Below are 13,365 nucleotides of genomic sequence, written 5' to 3'. Positions count from 1 at the left end.
GGGCCATTCCCATCAGAAGGCCCCCGGAAATGCCCCGCCTCTCGGCCTCAGAGCCCTTCCTCCACCCGAATACCCAGATCACCAATTCCAGCTTCGGCGCTTACTGCGAGGTCGGTGAGGGCACCCGCATCCAGAACTCGACCTTCGAAGACTACGCCTATGCCGAGCGCCTCTCGGATATCGCGAACACAACCGTCGGGAAATTCGCCAATATCGCCGCCCTGACGCGGATCGGCCCCACCGACCATCCTTTCGCCAATGCGGCGCAGCACCATTTCCTTTACCGCTCCTCCTGGTATTTCGATGATGCCGAGGACGATGCAGACTTCTTCGCCGCCCGCGCCGCGCGCCGCACAGTGCTTGGCCCTGATTGCTGGATCGGCCACGGCGCGATCATCAAACCCGAGGTCACCATCGGCGCCGGCGCCATTGTCGCCTCGGGTGCGGTGGTCACCAAAGACGTGCCCGCTTTCGCCATCGTCGGCGGCAACCCGGCGAAACTGATCCGGATGCGCTTCCCCGACGGGGTGATCGACCGCCTGCTGGCACTCGCCTGGTGGGATTGGGACCATGCCCGCCTGCGCGAGGTTCTGCCCGATTTCCGCAGCCTCGGCGCCGGGGAATTTCTTGAGAAATACGGCGCCTAAGCGCTTTCCGGCGTCACGGTCAGCGTCACCCGCTCTCCTGCAAACCAGGTGATGCCATATTCCACCGGCACGCCGCCTGCGTCGATATTCACCGATGTGCTGCGCAAAACCGGCGCGTCTTCGGGGATCTGCAGCGCGAGGGCGACCATGGCATTCGCCGCCCGCGCCGAAAGCCTCGTCGAGGCGCGCGTGTAATCGGCCACCCCCACCGCCGCGAGGCCCCGGGTGATCGAGCTTTCTCCCTCCAGCGCGGCCGCCAGCCCCGGCAGGCGCCCGGCCGGAAAGACCGAACGGAACACCGCCAGCGGCTGCCCGTCAGCCGAGGACACCCCCTCGACCACCAGCACGGGATCGCCTGCCACCAGCCCAAGCGCCGCCGCCTCTTTCGCATCCGAGGGCCGCGTCTCGCATCGTGTCAGCGCTTTCGACGGCAGGCGCCCCCCCGATTCCATCGCCTGATGAAACCGCACCCGCCGGCCCAGCGGGTAATCGGTCGGCCGGCCCAGCACGAAAACCCCGGCGCCGCGCCGCGCATGCACCAGCCCGCGCCCGGCCAGATCCGCAAGCGCATGGCGGACGGTGTGACGGTTGACGCCGAACCGTACCGAGAGTTCCGCCTCGGTCGGGAGCCGCGCCCCGGTCGGGAAATGGCCCTGCGCGATCTCGGCCGCCAGCGTCTCCGCGATGCCTTTCCACAATGCCGTGCGCGCCATCCGCCGCCCCTGTTACCGAAATTTCGTAAAATATTCGCCTTGACGTCACCCGCCGGGCTCCGAATATTTGTATAGTTGTCTAGTACAACAGACAAGTCAGAAAAGATGTCTGCAATGGATCCTGTTCCTGCCTCCCCCGACAATGACCTGACCGCAGCGCGCCGGTCCTGGATGGGCCTGCTCGCCCGCGCCCGGCCCGAAGCGCTTGCCGCGCTGATGCCGGCACCGCTTCCCTTACATCGTGATCTGCGGGCACCCGAGATCGGCACGATGATGGTCCGGGGCCGCATCGGCGGGGCCGGCGCGCCCTTCTCGCTGGGCGAAATCACCGTGACCCGCGCCACTTTGCACCTTGAAGACGGTCCCACCGGCCATGCGCTCGTCCAGGGCCGCGACCGGGCCCATGCCCGCCGCGCCGCCCTCGTGGATGCGCTGATGCAGACCGATGCGGCGGTGCAGATCCGCGAAAGCATCCTTGCGCCCCTGACCAGGGCCGAGACCGCCCGCCGCCAGGGTCGCGCCGCCAAAGCCGCCGCCACCCGTGTCGAATTCTTCACCCTCGTGCGCGGAGAAGACAAATGAACGCGCCCTTCACGCCGTCGCTTTCCGGCGGTTTCGCCCATCCCGCGCATGATGCCGCCCGCGCCTTCCGTGCCGCGATGCAGGCGCTGGCCCGCCCGGGCCGGATCGAGCCGATCACCGGCGCCGCGCCCCCCGCGCCGCTTTCCCCCGCCGCCGGCACACTGGCGCTGGTGCTGCTGGATCAGACCACGCCGGTCTGGCTGGCGCCCTCGCATGACACCGGGGACCTGCGCGCCTGGCTGACCTTTCACACCGCCGCACCCTTCACCACGCCCCAGGCCGCCATGTTCGTGATCGGCAGCTGGGTGGCCATTAGCCCCGTTTCGCGTTTCAGCATCGGCACCCCGGATTACCCCGACCGCGCCGCGACGCTGATCGTCGAGATGCCGGATCTGCGCGCCGAAGGCCCCCGCCTCACCGGCCCGGGCATAAGGGACAGCGCCCGGCTTTCCCTGCCGGAAACCGCCGCCTTCCAGGCCAATCATGCGCTTTACCCGCTGGGCTTCGATACATTCCTGACCGCCGGAGACCGGATCGCCGGCCTTCCCCGCTCGACCCATGTGGAGGAAAACTGATGTATGTGGCCGTCAAAGGCGGTGAGCGCGCCATCGACAACGCCCATGCCTGGCTGGCCGAAGAGCGCCGGGGTGATACCGCCGTGGCAGAACTCTCGGTTGCGCAGATACGCGAACAGCTGAAGCTCTCGGTTGACCGGGTGATGGCGGAGGGCTCGCTGTTTGATCCCGACCTTGCCGCGCTGGCTATCAAACAGGCGCGGGGCGATCTGATCGAGGCGATTTTCCTGATCCGCGCCTATCGCACCACCTTGCCGCGTTTCGGGGCGACCCTGCCGGTCGAGACTGCGACGATGGCGGTGATCCGACGCGTCTCGGCAACCTTTCGCGATGTTCCGGGCGGCCAGGTGCTGGGGCCGACCTTTGATTACACGCATCGCCTGCTGGATTTCGCGTTGGCGGCCGAGGGGCTGAACCCGCCCGAGGCGGCCGGGGCAAGCCCTGAAGGTCTGGATTCGGTGCCGCATGTGATGGGCTTTCTGAACCGCGAAGGCCTGATCGAAGAGGCCGGCGCCGGAGATGAGGTGCCGCCCGACCTGACCCGCGAGGCGCTGGAGCTGCCGGCAAACCGGGCGCTGCGGCTTCAGGCCCTGGCGCGGGGTGATGAAGGCTTCCTCTTGTCCCTTGCCTATTCGACGCAGCGCGGCTACGGCAATACCCATGCCTTTGTCGGCGAGCTGCGCATCGGCCAGGTGGTGGTTGAGGCCGAGATCCCCGAGCTTGGATTTTCGGTTGAGATCGGCGAGGTCGAGCTGTCGGAATGCGAGACGGTGAACCAGTTCGGCGGGTCTAAAACCGAACCGCCACAATTCACCCGCGGCTATGGCCTGGTTTTCGGGCAAAGCGAGCGCAAGGCGCTGTCGATGAGCCTGGTTGACCGGGCTTTGCGCTGGAAAGAGCTGGGCGAGAGCCACAACCCGGCCCCGGCCCGCGACGAGGAATTCGTGCTGTCGCATTGCGACAATATCCAGGCCACCGGCTTTCTCGAACATATCAAACTGCCGCATTACGTCGATTTCCAGTCCGAGCTGGAGCTGATCCGCCGGCTGCGCGCTGCAGCCACACCAGAACAGGAGGAAGAATGATGCCCGTCCAGATCGCCGCCGCCCTGCTGATCAGCCTCGCCGGTGCCCGCAAACCGGGCGGCGCCCGGCCATCGGGGGCGCGGAAATGACCTCCCAGACCAGCCTCCGGGAAACGGAGAGCTACAACTTCGCCTATCTCGACGAACAGACAAAGCGCATGCTGCGCCGGGCGATCCTGAAGGCGCTGGCGGTGCCGGGCTATCAGGTGCCTTTCGCCAGCCGCGAGATGCCGATGCCCTATGGCTGGGGCACCGGGGGCGTGCAGGTCTCGGCCGCGTGCCTCACGCCTGAGGACCGGCTGAAAGTGATTGACCAGGGCGCCGATGACACGACAAACGCTGTCTCGATCCGCAAATTCTTTCAGCGCACCGCCGGGGTGGAGGTGACCGAGGCCACCACCGGGGCCACGCTGATCCAGACCCGCCACCGCATCCCCGAAACGCCGCTGACCGAGGACCAGATCCTTGTCTATCAGGTGCCGATCCCCGAACCTTTGCGCTTTCTGGAGCCGCGCGAGACCGAGACGCGGCGGATGCATGCGCTGGAGGAATATGGGCTCATGCATGTGAAGCTTTACGAGGATATCGCCCGCCATGGCGAGATCACCAATTCCTACGCCTGGCCGGTGATGGCCGAGGGGCGCTATGTGATGACCCCCTCGCCCATTCCGAAATTCGACAATCCTAAGCTGTCCGACAACCCCGCCGTGCAGCTGTTCGGCGCCGGGCGCGAGGCGCGGATCCACGCGCTGCCGCCCTATACAAAGGTCGTCAGCCTCGATTTCGAGGATCATCCTTTCGTGGCCTCAAAGGCGGATCACGCCTGCGATATCTGCGGATCGCATGAAAGCTATCTGGACGAGGTGATCACCGATGATCAGGGCGGGCGGATGTTCGTATGCTCGGACACCGATTTCTGTGGCACGCGCAGCGCGGCCCTTGCAGCGGAGCGTGGCTGATGGATGGGGCTGAGATGAGTATTTATGCCAGGATGAAAGGGGCTGAGCCTTTGCTCTCGGTCCGTAACCTGTCGAAATTCTATGGCAGCCGGATTGGTTGCGCCGATGTCTCCTTTGATCTTTACCCCGGCGAGGTGCTGGGGATCGTCGGAGAGAGCGGGTCGGGGAAGTCGACACTCCTCTCCTGCCTTGCCGGGCATCAGACGCCGGATGAGGGGCGGATCGCATTTGACGGGCGTGACATGATCGCCATGGCGGAACCGGAGCGGCGGCGGCTCGCGCGGAGTGAACAGGCCTTTGTGCATCAAAGCCCGCGCGACGGGCTCAGGATGGGTGTTTCCGCCGGCGGCAATATTGGCGAGCGGCTGATGGCGGTCGGCGCGCGGAATTACGGCGCCATCCGCGAGACCGCGCTGGACTGGCTGGGCCGGGTCGAGATCGACGGGGCGCGGATCGACGACCGGCCCTCTGCCTTTTCCGGCGGCATGCAGCAGCGGCTGCAGATTGCGCGAAACCTCGTCACCGCGCCGCGTCTGGTTTTCATGGACGAGCCCACCGGCGGCCTGGATGTTTCCGTCCAGGCGCGGCTGTTGGATCTTTTGCGGGGTCTTGTCCGCGATCTCGGCCTGTCGGTGGTGCTGGTCACCCATGACCTTGCCGTGGTGCGGCTGCTGGCGCATCGGCTTATGGTGATGAAATCGGGCCATGTGGTTGAACAGGGCCTGACAGATCAGGTGCTTGACGATCCGCAACATGGCTATACCCAGCTTCTGGTTTCCTCGGTTCTGCAGGTCTGACCCCATGATTACGCTCAAAGACGTTTCAAAGACCTTTACGCTGCACAACCAGGGTGATGGGCAGAGTGGCGCGGTGATCCCGGTGATGGCGGGCGTCAGTCTGTCGGTCGCGCCCGGTGAATGCGTGGCGCTGACCGGCCGGTCGGGCGCCGGCAAATCAACGCTGATGCGGATGATTCACGGCAATTACCTGGCGGCCTCGGGCGAGATCCTGGTGGGCGGTCTGGATGTGGCCAAAGCCAGCCCGCGCGAGATCCTCGCGCTCCGGCGTGAGGTGCTGGGCTATGTCAGCCAGTTCCTGCGCGTGGTGCCGCGGGTGGCCACGCTGGATGTGGTGGCCGAGCCGCTGCTGACCCTCGGCATCCCGGCCACCGAGGCGCGCGCACGCGCGGCAACACTGCTTGCGCGGCTGAACCTGCCCGAGCGCCTCTGGTCGCTGTCGCCCACCACCTTTTCGGGCGGCGAGCAGCAGCGGGTGAATATCGCGCGCGGTTTCATCCATCCCTATCCGGCCATGCTGCTGGATGAGCCGACCGCCAGCCTTGATGCCGCCAATCGCGAGGTGGTGCTGTCGCTGATCCTTGAGGCCAGGGCGCGCGGCGCGGCGATCCTCGGGATCTTCCATGACGAGGACGCGCGGGCGCGGGTCTGCGACCGCCTGCTCGATGTGACCGGCTTCACGCCAGGTCTGGCGGCATGAGGGGGGGGGCGCATGAACAGGATCGCAGCATGAGGGGGATCGCAGCATGACGGGCCGCCTCTTCGCCATTGTTGGCCCTTCGGGCGCCGGGAAGGATACCCTGATCCGGGGCGCCCTGGCGGCAAGGCCCGATCTCGCAGTGGTGCGCCGTGTCATCACCCGCCCCGCCGAAGCCGGTGGCGAGGATTTCGAAGGCGTGAGCGAGGCGGCTTTCCTGACCCGTAGAGCGACCGGGGAATTCGCGCTTGACTGGCAGGCGCATGGGCTCCGCTATGGCATCCCCAAAGCCGCGCTGGTGCCACTGGCGCAGGGCACCGATCTTCTGTTCAACGGCTCGCGCCAGGGGCTGCCCGAGGCCGCCGCGCTCTGGCCGGGCCTCGTGGTGATCCATGTCACCGCGCCGCCAGAGGTGCTGGCCGCGCGGCTGACCGCCCGCGCCCGCGAAAGCGCCGGGGATGTCGCCGCCCGGGTTGCCCGCGCGGCAATGCCGTTGCCCGAGGGGCTGCCGGCGGGGCTGAACGTGGTGACGGTGATGAATGATGCCAGCCCCGCAACCGGCATTGCCCGCTTTCTGGCTGCGCTTCAGCCGGTCAGTGCATGACGTTCCATGAGATGAAACCGGCCCGCCGCATCCTCGCCAAAAAGACACAGATCCTCGATGATAAAGGGGCGCGGCAGATCGGGGCCAAGCCAGGGGCCAAGGCGTTGCGCAAGATCGGCAGCCTCGGCTTCGGGCAGGTCGTCGGACAGTGTCAGATGGAAGCGAAACTCTTCCATCACAAAAGGATAGCCCCAGGAGGCCAGCAATTCGCGCTGGCGCGGGTTCAGCCGCTCGGGGCGGCGCCTGGCGATCTCGGCGCCGGTCAGCTCTGCCCGCAGCCCGTCCAGCCCCGTCACCACCTCGGCGCCCAGAGCCATCAGCGCGCTCTCATCGCCCTCCGGCACCAGCGCGAGGAACCCGCCCAGCCGCCGCAGCTCCAGCCCGGGCATGCCCACCGGCGCCAGCCGACCCGCGAGCGTAGCGAGCGCCCCCGAAAGATCCGCCTGCCCCGCGCCATCCGCCAGGCGGAACGGCGCCTTGATCGTGCCGTGAAAGCCATATTTGCGCGGGCTCATCGTCAGCTCGGCCTGGGGGCGGGGCAAGCCCTCGGGCCCCTCGAAAGCGATCGGGCGGCCTGCCTCCGGATCCCAGCCCAGCCAGCCCGCCACCCGGGCGGCGAAGCCCCCCGGACGGGGCGCGTAATAGACCGCATATCTCGTGAAATCGCTCATGCCCGCCATCCTCCCGGCCCCATCCCGTATCATCGTTCGGGAACTCTCCCGCCCTACCCTTCGCCCGTCACACGGATGTGACATCTCAGTGCCATTTGCTGCCGCTCCGAAATGCCTTCTGACAAACCGCCCGCTCCGTGCCGCCTCCCAGGAAAGACCCGCGACATGACCCAGACCATCCTCGCCAATGCCCGCATCCTTCTCGCCGATGAGACCGTCACCGGCAATATCCTGATCCAGGACGGTCTGATCGCCGGGATTGACACCGGCGCACCGCCTGCCGGCGCCGGGGATATGCAGGGCGATCTGGTGATGCCTGGGCTTGTCGAGCTCCATACCGACAATCTCGAACGCCATCTCCAGCCCCGCCCCCGCGTCGACTGGCCCCATGCCGCCGCGATCATCGCCCATGATGCGGAACTCGCCTCGACAGGCATCACCACCGTCTTCGACGCGTTGCGGGTGGGCTCGATTTTTTCCTCGAACAATGCCGGTTATGGCGAATATGCGCGGGCGCTGGCGCATGAGATCATGGGGCTGCGCGAGATGGGCGCGCTGAAGATCAGCCACCGGCTGCATCTGCGCGCCGAGGTCTGCTCGGAAACGCTGATCGAAGAGCTGGACAAATTCGGCGCCGAGGACCGCATCGGCATCGTCAGTCTGATGGATCACACCCCCGGCCAGCGCCAGTTCCGCGATGTCTCGAAACTGCGCGATTACGTCATGGGCAAACGCGGCATGTCCGAGGCACAGTTCGAGGCCCATATCGCCAGCCAGCAGGCGCTTTCCGCCCGGGTCAGCGCCGCGCATGAAGAGGCCGCCGTCAAAGCCGCCCGCCGCTATGGCGCCGTGATCGCCAGCCATGACGACACCACCGAGGATCAGGTTGCGACCAGCCGTAAAAAAGGCGTGAGCTTTGCCGAATTCCCCACCACCGCAGAAGCCGCCCGCGCCTGCCGCGATCAGGGCATCCTCGTGATGATGGGGGCGCCGAACCTGATCCGGGGCGGCTCGCATTCCGGCAATGTCGCGGCGGCAGACCTCGCGAAAGCCGACCTCCTCGACATCCTGTCTTCGGATTATGTGCCCTCGTCGCTGCTTTCAGCCGCGCTGATGCTCGGTGATCTCTGGGGCGACCTGCCGCGTGGCATCCGCACGGTGACCAAAGCCCCGGCCGAGGCCGCGCGCCTCACCGACCGCGGCGAAATCGCCATCGGCAAACGCGCCGACCTGATCCGCGTCCACCGCATCGGCAATGCCGGCGCCATCCGTGGCACCTGGGTCGCCGGCCAGAGGGTCGGCTGAAGACCAAGGGCACGGCTGCCCCTTCCTCTTGAAATAAATACTCCCGCCGGAGGCTCTTATTCCGCCCGCGCTGCCGCGATCAGCCGCATCACATCCGGGCCCAGCCCCTCGGCGATCAGGATCACCCCGGCGGCATTGGGGTGGATCCCGTCCGACTGCATCCAGGCATTGAGCGAGGCCGGATCCGACGGATCCGCGCCCGTCGCCAAGAGCCCGGCAAAGAAATTATCCGCCAGAGCCGCACCATATTCCGCCGCCAGATCCGGATAGATCGCATCGAAATCGCGCTTGTAATCGGGGCCCCAGTTCAGCGGCGCCTTCATGCCGACAATCAGCACCGGCAGGCCACGCGCCTTTGCCGCCTCCATGATGCCGGTCAGATTGGCGCGCACCTCTGCGACCGGAATGCCGCGCAGCATGTCATTGCCCCCCAGCGTCACGATCAGCGCATCCGCCTCGGGGCCAAGTGCCCAGTCGATCCTGGACAGCCCCCCCGCCGTGGTATCGCCCGAGACCCCGGCATTCAGCACAATCGCCCCCGCCCCCTGGCGGTCCAGCCAGGATTGCAGCTGTGGAACAAAGCCCTCGCCATCGGGCAGCCCATATCCCGCCGTCAGACTGTCGCCCAAAGCCACCACCGTCACCGGATCGGCCGCAAACGCCGGAGAACCCGACAGAAGCGGAGAAACCGCCAGACCCAACGCAAACGTGAGGTTGCGAAGACGCCGCGATGCGGCATATCCGGTCTGAACCACTCGTTTCAGGAATTTACGCATGACCGGGACCGTCCTTTCACTGACCGATTGCGGCCTCACCCTTCAGGGCAATGCCGGGCCGGTCGCGATCCTGCGGGGCATCGCGCTCAAGGTCAACCGGGGTGAGACACTGGCGCTGACCGGGCCGTCGGGCTCGGGCAAAAGTTCGCTTCTGATGCTGATGGGCGGGCTGGAGCGCGCCACGTCGGGCGAGGTCAGCGCGCTCGACCAGGATCTCGGCACGATGAATGAGGACCAGCTGGCGCGGTTCCGCCGCGCCAATATGGGTGTGGTCTTCCAGTCCTTCCACCTGATCCCGAATATGACCGCGCTGGAAAACGTGGCCCTGCCGCTGGAACTGGGAGCCGAGAAAAACGCTTTCCCCCGTGCAAAAGCCGAGCTGGAAGCCGTCGGCCTTGGCCACCGGATCGACCATTACCCGGCGCAGCTTTCCGGCGGCGAGCAGCAGCGCGTGGCGCTGGCCCGCGCCATCGTTGCCCGCCCGCCGATCCTGCTGGCGGATGAGCCGACCGGCAATCTCGACGGCGTCAATGGCCAGGCGATCATGGATCTCTTGTTTTCCCTGCGCGACCGCGACGGCTCTACCCTGATCATGGTCACCCATGCACCCGAACTGGCCACGCGCTGCGACCGGGTGATCCGGCTGACCGATGGCCAGATTGTCCAGGATCAGGTGCGCGCATGAGCCTCGCCTTCCGCATCGCGGCCCGCGAACTCCGGGGCGGGCTGAAAGGCCTGCGCGTCTTTCTGATCTGCCTCGCGCTTGGCGTGGCGGCGATTGCCGGCGTCGCGACCTTGCGCACCTCGATCCAGGCCGGGCTGACCGATCAGGGCTCGGTGCTTTTGGGCGGTGATGCCGAGATGCGCTTCACCTACCGCTTTGCCAGTGAAACTGAGCGCGCCTTTATGGCGAGCCATGCCGCGCGGGTGTCGGAAATCGTCGATTTCCGCTCGATGGCGATCACGCCGGGCGACCAGGCGCTGACCCAGGTAAAAGCGATCGACACGGCCTGGCCGCTTTACGGCACCGTCAAGCTGGATCCGGCGATGCCGCTCGACCAGGCGCTGGCGGGGCAGAACGGGCTGCCAGGCGCGGTGCTTGACCCGCTCCTGATCGAACGGCTCGCGCTGCAACCCGGCGAGACATTTGCCCTTGGCACCCAGACATTCGTGCTGATGGCCGCGCTGCTGGATGAGCCCGACAGCGGCGCCGACAGTTTCTCGCTGGGTCCGCGAACCATCGTGGCAACCCCCGCGCTGGCGGGGTCGGGTCTGCTGGCACCCGGCACGCTTTACGAGACGAAATACCGCCTCGCTTTGCCCCCCGGCACCGATCTGGAGGCGCTGGAGGCTGCTGCGAAAGACGATTTCCGCGATTCCGGCATGCGCTGGACCGACTCGCGCCGCCCCGCCCCGGGGATTGAACGCTTCATCGACCGGATGGGGTCATTTCTGGTGCTGGTCGGGCTGGCGGGCCTCGCGGTGGGCGGCGTGGGGATTTCAGCGGCGGTCAGGGCCTGGCTTCAGGGCAAGGAAAAGACCATTGCGACGCTGAAGACACTGGGCGCCCCTTCGGGACTGATCTTCGCGACCTATCTGATCCAGGTGGCGGTGCTGACACTGGCCGGTATCATCCTCGGCCTGATCATCGGGGCCGGTGTGCCGCTGATCGCCGCGCCCTGGATCGAGGCCTCGCTGCCCTTCCCGGCGAAAATCGGCGTTTCACCCGCTGCGCTGATCGAGGCCGCCTTTTACGGCGCGCTGACGGCGTTGATCTTCACCCTTTTGCCACTCGCCCGGGCCGAGCGGATCCGGGCGGCGGCGCTGTATCGCGGCGGCGCCTCGGGCTGGCCGCGCCGGCGCTGGCTGACCCTGCTGGCGGTGCTGGTCGCGCTGCTGGTGGCGGTGGCGGTCTTCACCTCGGGCATTCCCGAGCTGGCGCTTGGTACGGCGGGCGGCGTGCTGGCGGCGCTCGCCGTGCTGGCGCTTGCCGCCTGGGGTCTCAGGCGGCTGGCCCGGCGCCTCTCGCATAGCCGGCTGGCGATGGGCCGCCCCGGCTTTCGCGCGGCGCTGGCGGCCATCGGCGGCCCCGGCTCCGAGGCGCTGCCGGTGATCCTGTCGCTGGGCCTTGGCCTCTCGGTGCTGGCGGCTGTCGGCCAGATCGACGCCAATCTGCGCGCCGCCATCGACCGCGACCTGCCGACCCGGGCGCCTGCCTTCTTCTTCGTCGATATCCAGCCCGACCAGATCGCGGATTTCATCGCCATGGCCAAAGCCAATCCCCAGGTCAGCCAGTATGAAACCGCCCCCATGCTGCGCGGCGTGGTTGCCGGCGTCAACGGCCGCCCCGCCCGCGAGGTGATTGGCGAGCACTGGATCATCCGGGGCGACCGGGGCGTTTCCTATGCAGGTGCGATGCCCGAGGGCACCCGGATCACCGCAGGGTCCTGGTGGCCCGCCGATTACCAGGGCCAGCCGCAGATCAGCCTTTCCGCCGAGGTCGCCGAAGAAACCGGGTTGAAAATCGGCGATGAGATGACCGTGAACATCCTTGGCCGCGACATCACCGGCACCATCACCTCGCTGCGGGAGGTCGATTTCTCGAATGCCGGCATGGGCTTTGTGATCGTGATGAACGAGGCCGCGCTGAAAGGCGCCCCCCACAGCCAGATCGCAACGCTTTACGCCCCGCCCGAAGCCGAGGCCGCGATCCTGCGCGATGTCACCAAAGCCTGGCCGAACATCACGGCGATCCGCATCCGCGAGGCGGTGGACCGGGTATCCGAGGCGCTTTCCGCCATCGCCACCGCGACGGCCTGGGCGGCGGCGGGGACGCTTCTGACCGGTTTTGCCGTGTTGATCGGCACGGCAGCGGCGGGTGAGCGTTCACGCGCCCGGGAGGCGGCGATCCTCAAGGTTCTGGGGGCGTCCAGGGCGCGGATCATGGCGAGTTTCACGCTGCGCGCCGCGATCCTCGGCAGTGCTGCCGGGGTTGTCGCGGTGATCGCGGGCGCGATTTCCTCCTGGGCGGTGATGTATTTCGTCATGGAAAGCAGCTGGCGTTTCGAGCCGGCCTCGGCCGCGCTGATCATCCTTGGCGGCGTGGCGGCGGTGCTGCTGGCGGGGCTGGTCTTTGCGGGCAGGACGCTCGGCGTCAAACCGGCGCGGCTTTTGCGCGAAGAGGGCTAGGCGGCGCGCAGCCGCGCAAGGGTCAGCGGGATGGCGCGGAATTCGCGACTCAGGGGTTTGAACCGCGTCACCAGCCACGCCAGCGGCTTCAGCCAGCCCAGCCAGAAGGCAAGCCGCCCGGCCCGCGCCAGTGCGCCTTCGGGGGCGTTGACGCGGTAGGCCTCCAGCGCGGTCTCGAGAAAGCGGGGGTCATCGGGCCAGCGGGCGTAACAGCTTTGCGTGAAGATCACGATATCCAGCGCCTGCCAGAAGCCGCTGCGATGAGCGGGCGAAAAGCGTTCGAGGTCGATGAAACGCGCGGCGGTCCCGTCCCAGCAGATATCGCGCGGCGCCGGGCGGCCATGCGACAGCCCGGCCCAGTGCAAAAGGCCAAGCGCCCGCCCGGCTGCGGCAAAAGCGGTCAGGGTATCCGGAGCGGAGGGCGCCTCTTCGGCGAGAATTTGCAGGGTCGGGCCAGCATCGGGAAGGAGAAAATACCCCGGCCCTTCCAGGGCGATTTCGGGCACCGGCACACCGTTTTGCGCCAGGGTTTTCAGGCCGGTGCGCTCGGCCTCAAAAGCGCGGGCCGGATCGCCCTTTTGCAGACGGAGCCGCAGTGAAAGCCGCTCGACCCGTTTCAGCCACCAGGTCCGACCGCTTTCAGAAACCAGCCGGGTGACCCGGCGCGGCGGCTTTTCCAGCGCCTGCCCGACCTTTTGCGACAGATCATCGTCGCCCATAGCCCCGCCCTTTCGCAGCAATCCATTGCCTGTTCTTTACAGAACCG

Annotated in this window: 15 protein-coding genes; 11 read left to right on the top strand and 4 right to left on the bottom strand. The window is 67.0% G+C overall.

Annotated elements, in window-relative coordinates; translation table 11 throughout:
- Positions 1-29 precede the first annotated feature (29 nt).
- The gene (locus DRF71_RS16265) at positions 30-647 is read left to right on the top strand and encodes an LbetaH domain-containing protein (RefSeq protein ID WP_112311602.1); all 618 of its coding nucleotides are present in this window, start codon (positions 30-32) and stop codon (positions 645-647) included.
- Here the strand turns inward: DRF71_RS16265 and phnF are convergent.
- The gene (gene phnF / locus DRF71_RS16260) at positions 644-1,360 is read right to left on the bottom strand and encodes a phosphonate metabolism transcriptional regulator PhnF (protein ID WP_112311601.1); all 717 of its coding nucleotides are present in this window, start codon (positions 1,358-1,360) and stop codon (positions 644-646) included. The genes DRF71_RS16265 and phnF overlap by 4 nt on opposite strands.
- Positions 1,361-1,474: 114 nt before the next feature.
- On the opposite strand from phnF, the gene phnG reads away from it, so the two are divergent.
- The 7 genes from phnG to phnN all read left to right on the top strand — a co-directional run bounded on the left by phnG (position 1,475) and on the right by phnN (position 6,658).
- Positions 1,475-1,942 carry a phosphonate C-P lyase system protein PhnG gene (phnG, locus tag DRF71_RS16255; RefSeq protein WP_112311600.1) on the top strand — a complete coding sequence of 156 codons (468 nt, stop codon included), beginning with the start codon at positions 1,475-1,477 and terminating at the stop codon, positions 1,940-1,942.
- Complete coding sequence (gene phnH / locus DRF71_RS16250; RefSeq protein WP_112311599.1) at positions 1,939-2,517, top strand: phosphonate C-P lyase system protein PhnH; 579 nt, start codon at positions 1,939-1,941, stop codon at positions 2,515-2,517. The genes phnG and phnH overlap by 4 nt, the downstream gene beginning before the upstream one ends.
- On the top strand, positions 2,517-3,602 hold the full coding sequence (locus DRF71_RS16245) for a carbon-phosphorus lyase complex subunit PhnI (RefSeq protein WP_112311598.1): 1,086 nt from the start codon (positions 2,517-2,519) through the stop codon (positions 3,600-3,602). The genes phnH and DRF71_RS16245 overlap by 1 nt, the downstream gene beginning before the upstream one ends.
- An 85-nt stretch (positions 3,603-3,687) precedes the next feature.
- Entirely contained in the window at positions 3,688-4,560 is an 873-nt protein-coding gene (locus DRF71_RS16240; protein WP_112311597.1) for an alpha-D-ribose 1-methylphosphonate 5-phosphate C-P-lyase PhnJ, read from the top strand.
- A 14-nt stretch (positions 4,561-4,574) separates the two neighbouring features.
- On the top strand, positions 4,575-5,357 hold the full coding sequence (phnK, locus tag DRF71_RS16235) for a phosphonate C-P lyase system protein PhnK (protein ID WP_232831552.1): 783 nt from the start codon (positions 4,575-4,577) through the stop codon (positions 5,355-5,357).
- 4 nt (positions 5,358-5,361) lie between these two features.
- The gene (gene phnL, locus DRF71_RS16230; RefSeq protein WP_112311596.1) at positions 5,362-6,057 is read left to right on the top strand and encodes a phosphonate C-P lyase system protein PhnL; all 696 of its coding nucleotides are present in this window, start codon (positions 5,362-5,364) and stop codon (positions 6,055-6,057) included.
- Positions 6,058-6,103: 46 nt separating this feature from the next.
- Entirely contained in the window at positions 6,104-6,658 is a 555-nt protein-coding gene (gene phnN, locus DRF71_RS16225) for a phosphonate metabolism protein/1,5-bisphosphokinase (PRPP-forming) PhnN (protein ID WP_112311595.1), read from the top strand.
- Here the strand turns inward: phnN and DRF71_RS16220 are convergent.
- The gene (locus DRF71_RS16220; protein WP_112312116.1) at positions 6,640-7,329 is read right to left on the bottom strand and encodes a DUF1045 domain-containing protein; all 690 of its coding nucleotides are present in this window, start codon (positions 7,327-7,329) and stop codon (positions 6,640-6,642) included. The genes phnN and DRF71_RS16220 overlap by 19 nt on opposite strands.
- A 165-nt stretch (positions 7,330-7,494) precedes the next feature.
- Between DRF71_RS16220 and DRF71_RS16215 the strand changes: the two genes are divergently transcribed.
- Positions 7,495-8,634, top strand: coding sequence for an alpha-D-ribose 1-methylphosphonate 5-triphosphate diphosphatase (locus tag DRF71_RS16215; RefSeq protein WP_112311594.1), 1,140 nt, complete (start codon positions 7,495-7,497; stop codon positions 8,632-8,634).
- A gap of 56 nt (positions 8,635-8,690) precedes the next feature.
- Here DRF71_RS16215 and DRF71_RS16210 read toward each other — a convergent pair whose 3' ends face one another.
- Positions 8,691-9,410: an arylesterase gene (locus tag DRF71_RS16210; RefSeq protein ID WP_112311593.1), complete on the bottom strand. Its 720-nt coding sequence runs from the start codon at positions 9,408-9,410 to the stop codon at positions 8,691-8,693.
- Between DRF71_RS16210 and DRF71_RS16205 the strand changes: the two genes are divergently transcribed.
- The gene (locus DRF71_RS16205) at positions 9,409-10,095 is read left to right on the top strand and encodes an ABC transporter ATP-binding protein (RefSeq protein ID WP_112311592.1); all 687 of its coding nucleotides are present in this window, start codon (positions 9,409-9,411) and stop codon (positions 10,093-10,095) included. The two genes, DRF71_RS16210 and DRF71_RS16205, sit on opposite strands and share 2 nt — an antisense overlap.
- Complete coding sequence (locus DRF71_RS16200) at positions 10,092-12,599, top strand: ABC transporter permease (protein ID WP_112311591.1); 2,508 nt, start codon at positions 10,092-10,094, stop codon at positions 12,597-12,599. Before DRF71_RS16205 ends, DRF71_RS16200 begins: the two co-directional genes overlap by 4 nt.
- On the opposite strand, the gene DRF71_RS16195 is transcribed toward DRF71_RS16200, so the two are convergent.
- Positions 12,596-13,318: a BUD32 family EKC/KEOPS complex subunit gene (locus DRF71_RS16195; protein ID WP_112311590.1), complete on the bottom strand. Its 723-nt coding sequence runs from the start codon at positions 13,316-13,318 to the stop codon at positions 12,596-12,598. The two genes, DRF71_RS16200 and DRF71_RS16195, sit on opposite strands and share 4 nt — an antisense overlap.
- Positions 13,319-13,365: the final 47 nt, after the last annotated feature.

This window comes from Pseudogemmobacter bohemicus, from assembly GCF_003290025.1.
In the GTDB taxonomy this organism is placed as follows: domain Bacteria; phylum Pseudomonadota; class Alphaproteobacteria; order Rhodobacterales; family Rhodobacteraceae; genus Pseudogemmobacter; species Pseudogemmobacter bohemicus.
The sequence above is the reverse complement of the archived record's forward strand: the minus strand, read 5'-3'. Positions and strand labels throughout refer to the sequence as shown.

What these genes read in the sequence shown, in the direction of transcription:
- DRF71_RS16265 (WP_112311602.1), top strand. Translation starts at nt 30, where the DNA reads ATGCCCCGCCTCTCGGCCTCAGAGCCCTTCCTCCACCCGAATACCCAG.
- phnF (WP_112311601.1), bottom strand. Translation starts at nt 1,360, where the DNA reads ATGGCGCGCACGGCATTGTGGAAAGGCATCGCGGAGACGCTGGCGGCC.
- phnG (WP_112311600.1), top strand. Translation starts at nt 1,475, where the DNA reads ATGGATCCTGTTCCTGCCTCCCCCGACAATGACCTGACCGCAGCGCGC.
- phnH (WP_112311599.1), top strand. Translation starts at nt 1,939, where the DNA reads ATGAACGCGCCCTTCACGCCGTCGCTTTCCGGCGGTTTCGCCCATCCC.
- DRF71_RS16245 (WP_112311598.1), top strand. Translation starts at nt 2,517, where the DNA reads ATGTATGTGGCCGTCAAAGGCGGTGAGCGCGCCATCGACAACGCCCAT.
- DRF71_RS16240 (WP_112311597.1), top strand. Translation starts at nt 3,688, where the DNA reads ATGACCTCCCAGACCAGCCTCCGGGAAACGGAGAGCTACAACTTCGCC.
- phnK (WP_232831552.1), top strand. Translation starts at nt 4,575, where the DNA reads ATGAGTATTTATGCCAGGATGAAAGGGGCTGAGCCTTTGCTCTCGGTC.
- phnL (WP_112311596.1), top strand. Translation starts at nt 5,362, where the DNA reads ATGATTACGCTCAAAGACGTTTCAAAGACCTTTACGCTGCACAACCAG.
- phnN (WP_112311595.1), top strand. Translation starts at nt 6,104, where the DNA reads ATGACGGGCCGCCTCTTCGCCATTGTTGGCCCTTCGGGCGCCGGGAAG.
- DRF71_RS16220 (WP_112312116.1), bottom strand. Translation starts at nt 7,329, where the DNA reads ATGAGCGATTTCACGAGATATGCGGTCTATTACGCGCCCCGTCCGGGG.
- DRF71_RS16215 (WP_112311594.1), top strand. Translation starts at nt 7,495, where the DNA reads ATGACCCAGACCATCCTCGCCAATGCCCGCATCCTTCTCGCCGATGAG.
- DRF71_RS16205 (WP_112311592.1), top strand. Translation starts at nt 9,409, where the DNA reads ATGACCGGGACCGTCCTTTCACTGACCGATTGCGGCCTCACCCTTCAG.
- DRF71_RS16210 (WP_112311593.1), bottom strand. Translation starts at nt 9,410, where the DNA reads ATGCGTAAATTCCTGAAACGAGTGGTTCAGACCGGATATGCCGCATCG.
- DRF71_RS16200 (WP_112311591.1), top strand. Translation starts at nt 10,092, where the DNA reads ATGAGCCTCGCCTTCCGCATCGCGGCCCGCGAACTCCGGGGCGGGCTG.
- DRF71_RS16195 (WP_112311590.1), bottom strand. Translation starts at nt 13,318, where the DNA reads ATGGGCGACGATGATCTGTCGCAAAAGGTCGGGCAGGCGCTGGAAAAG.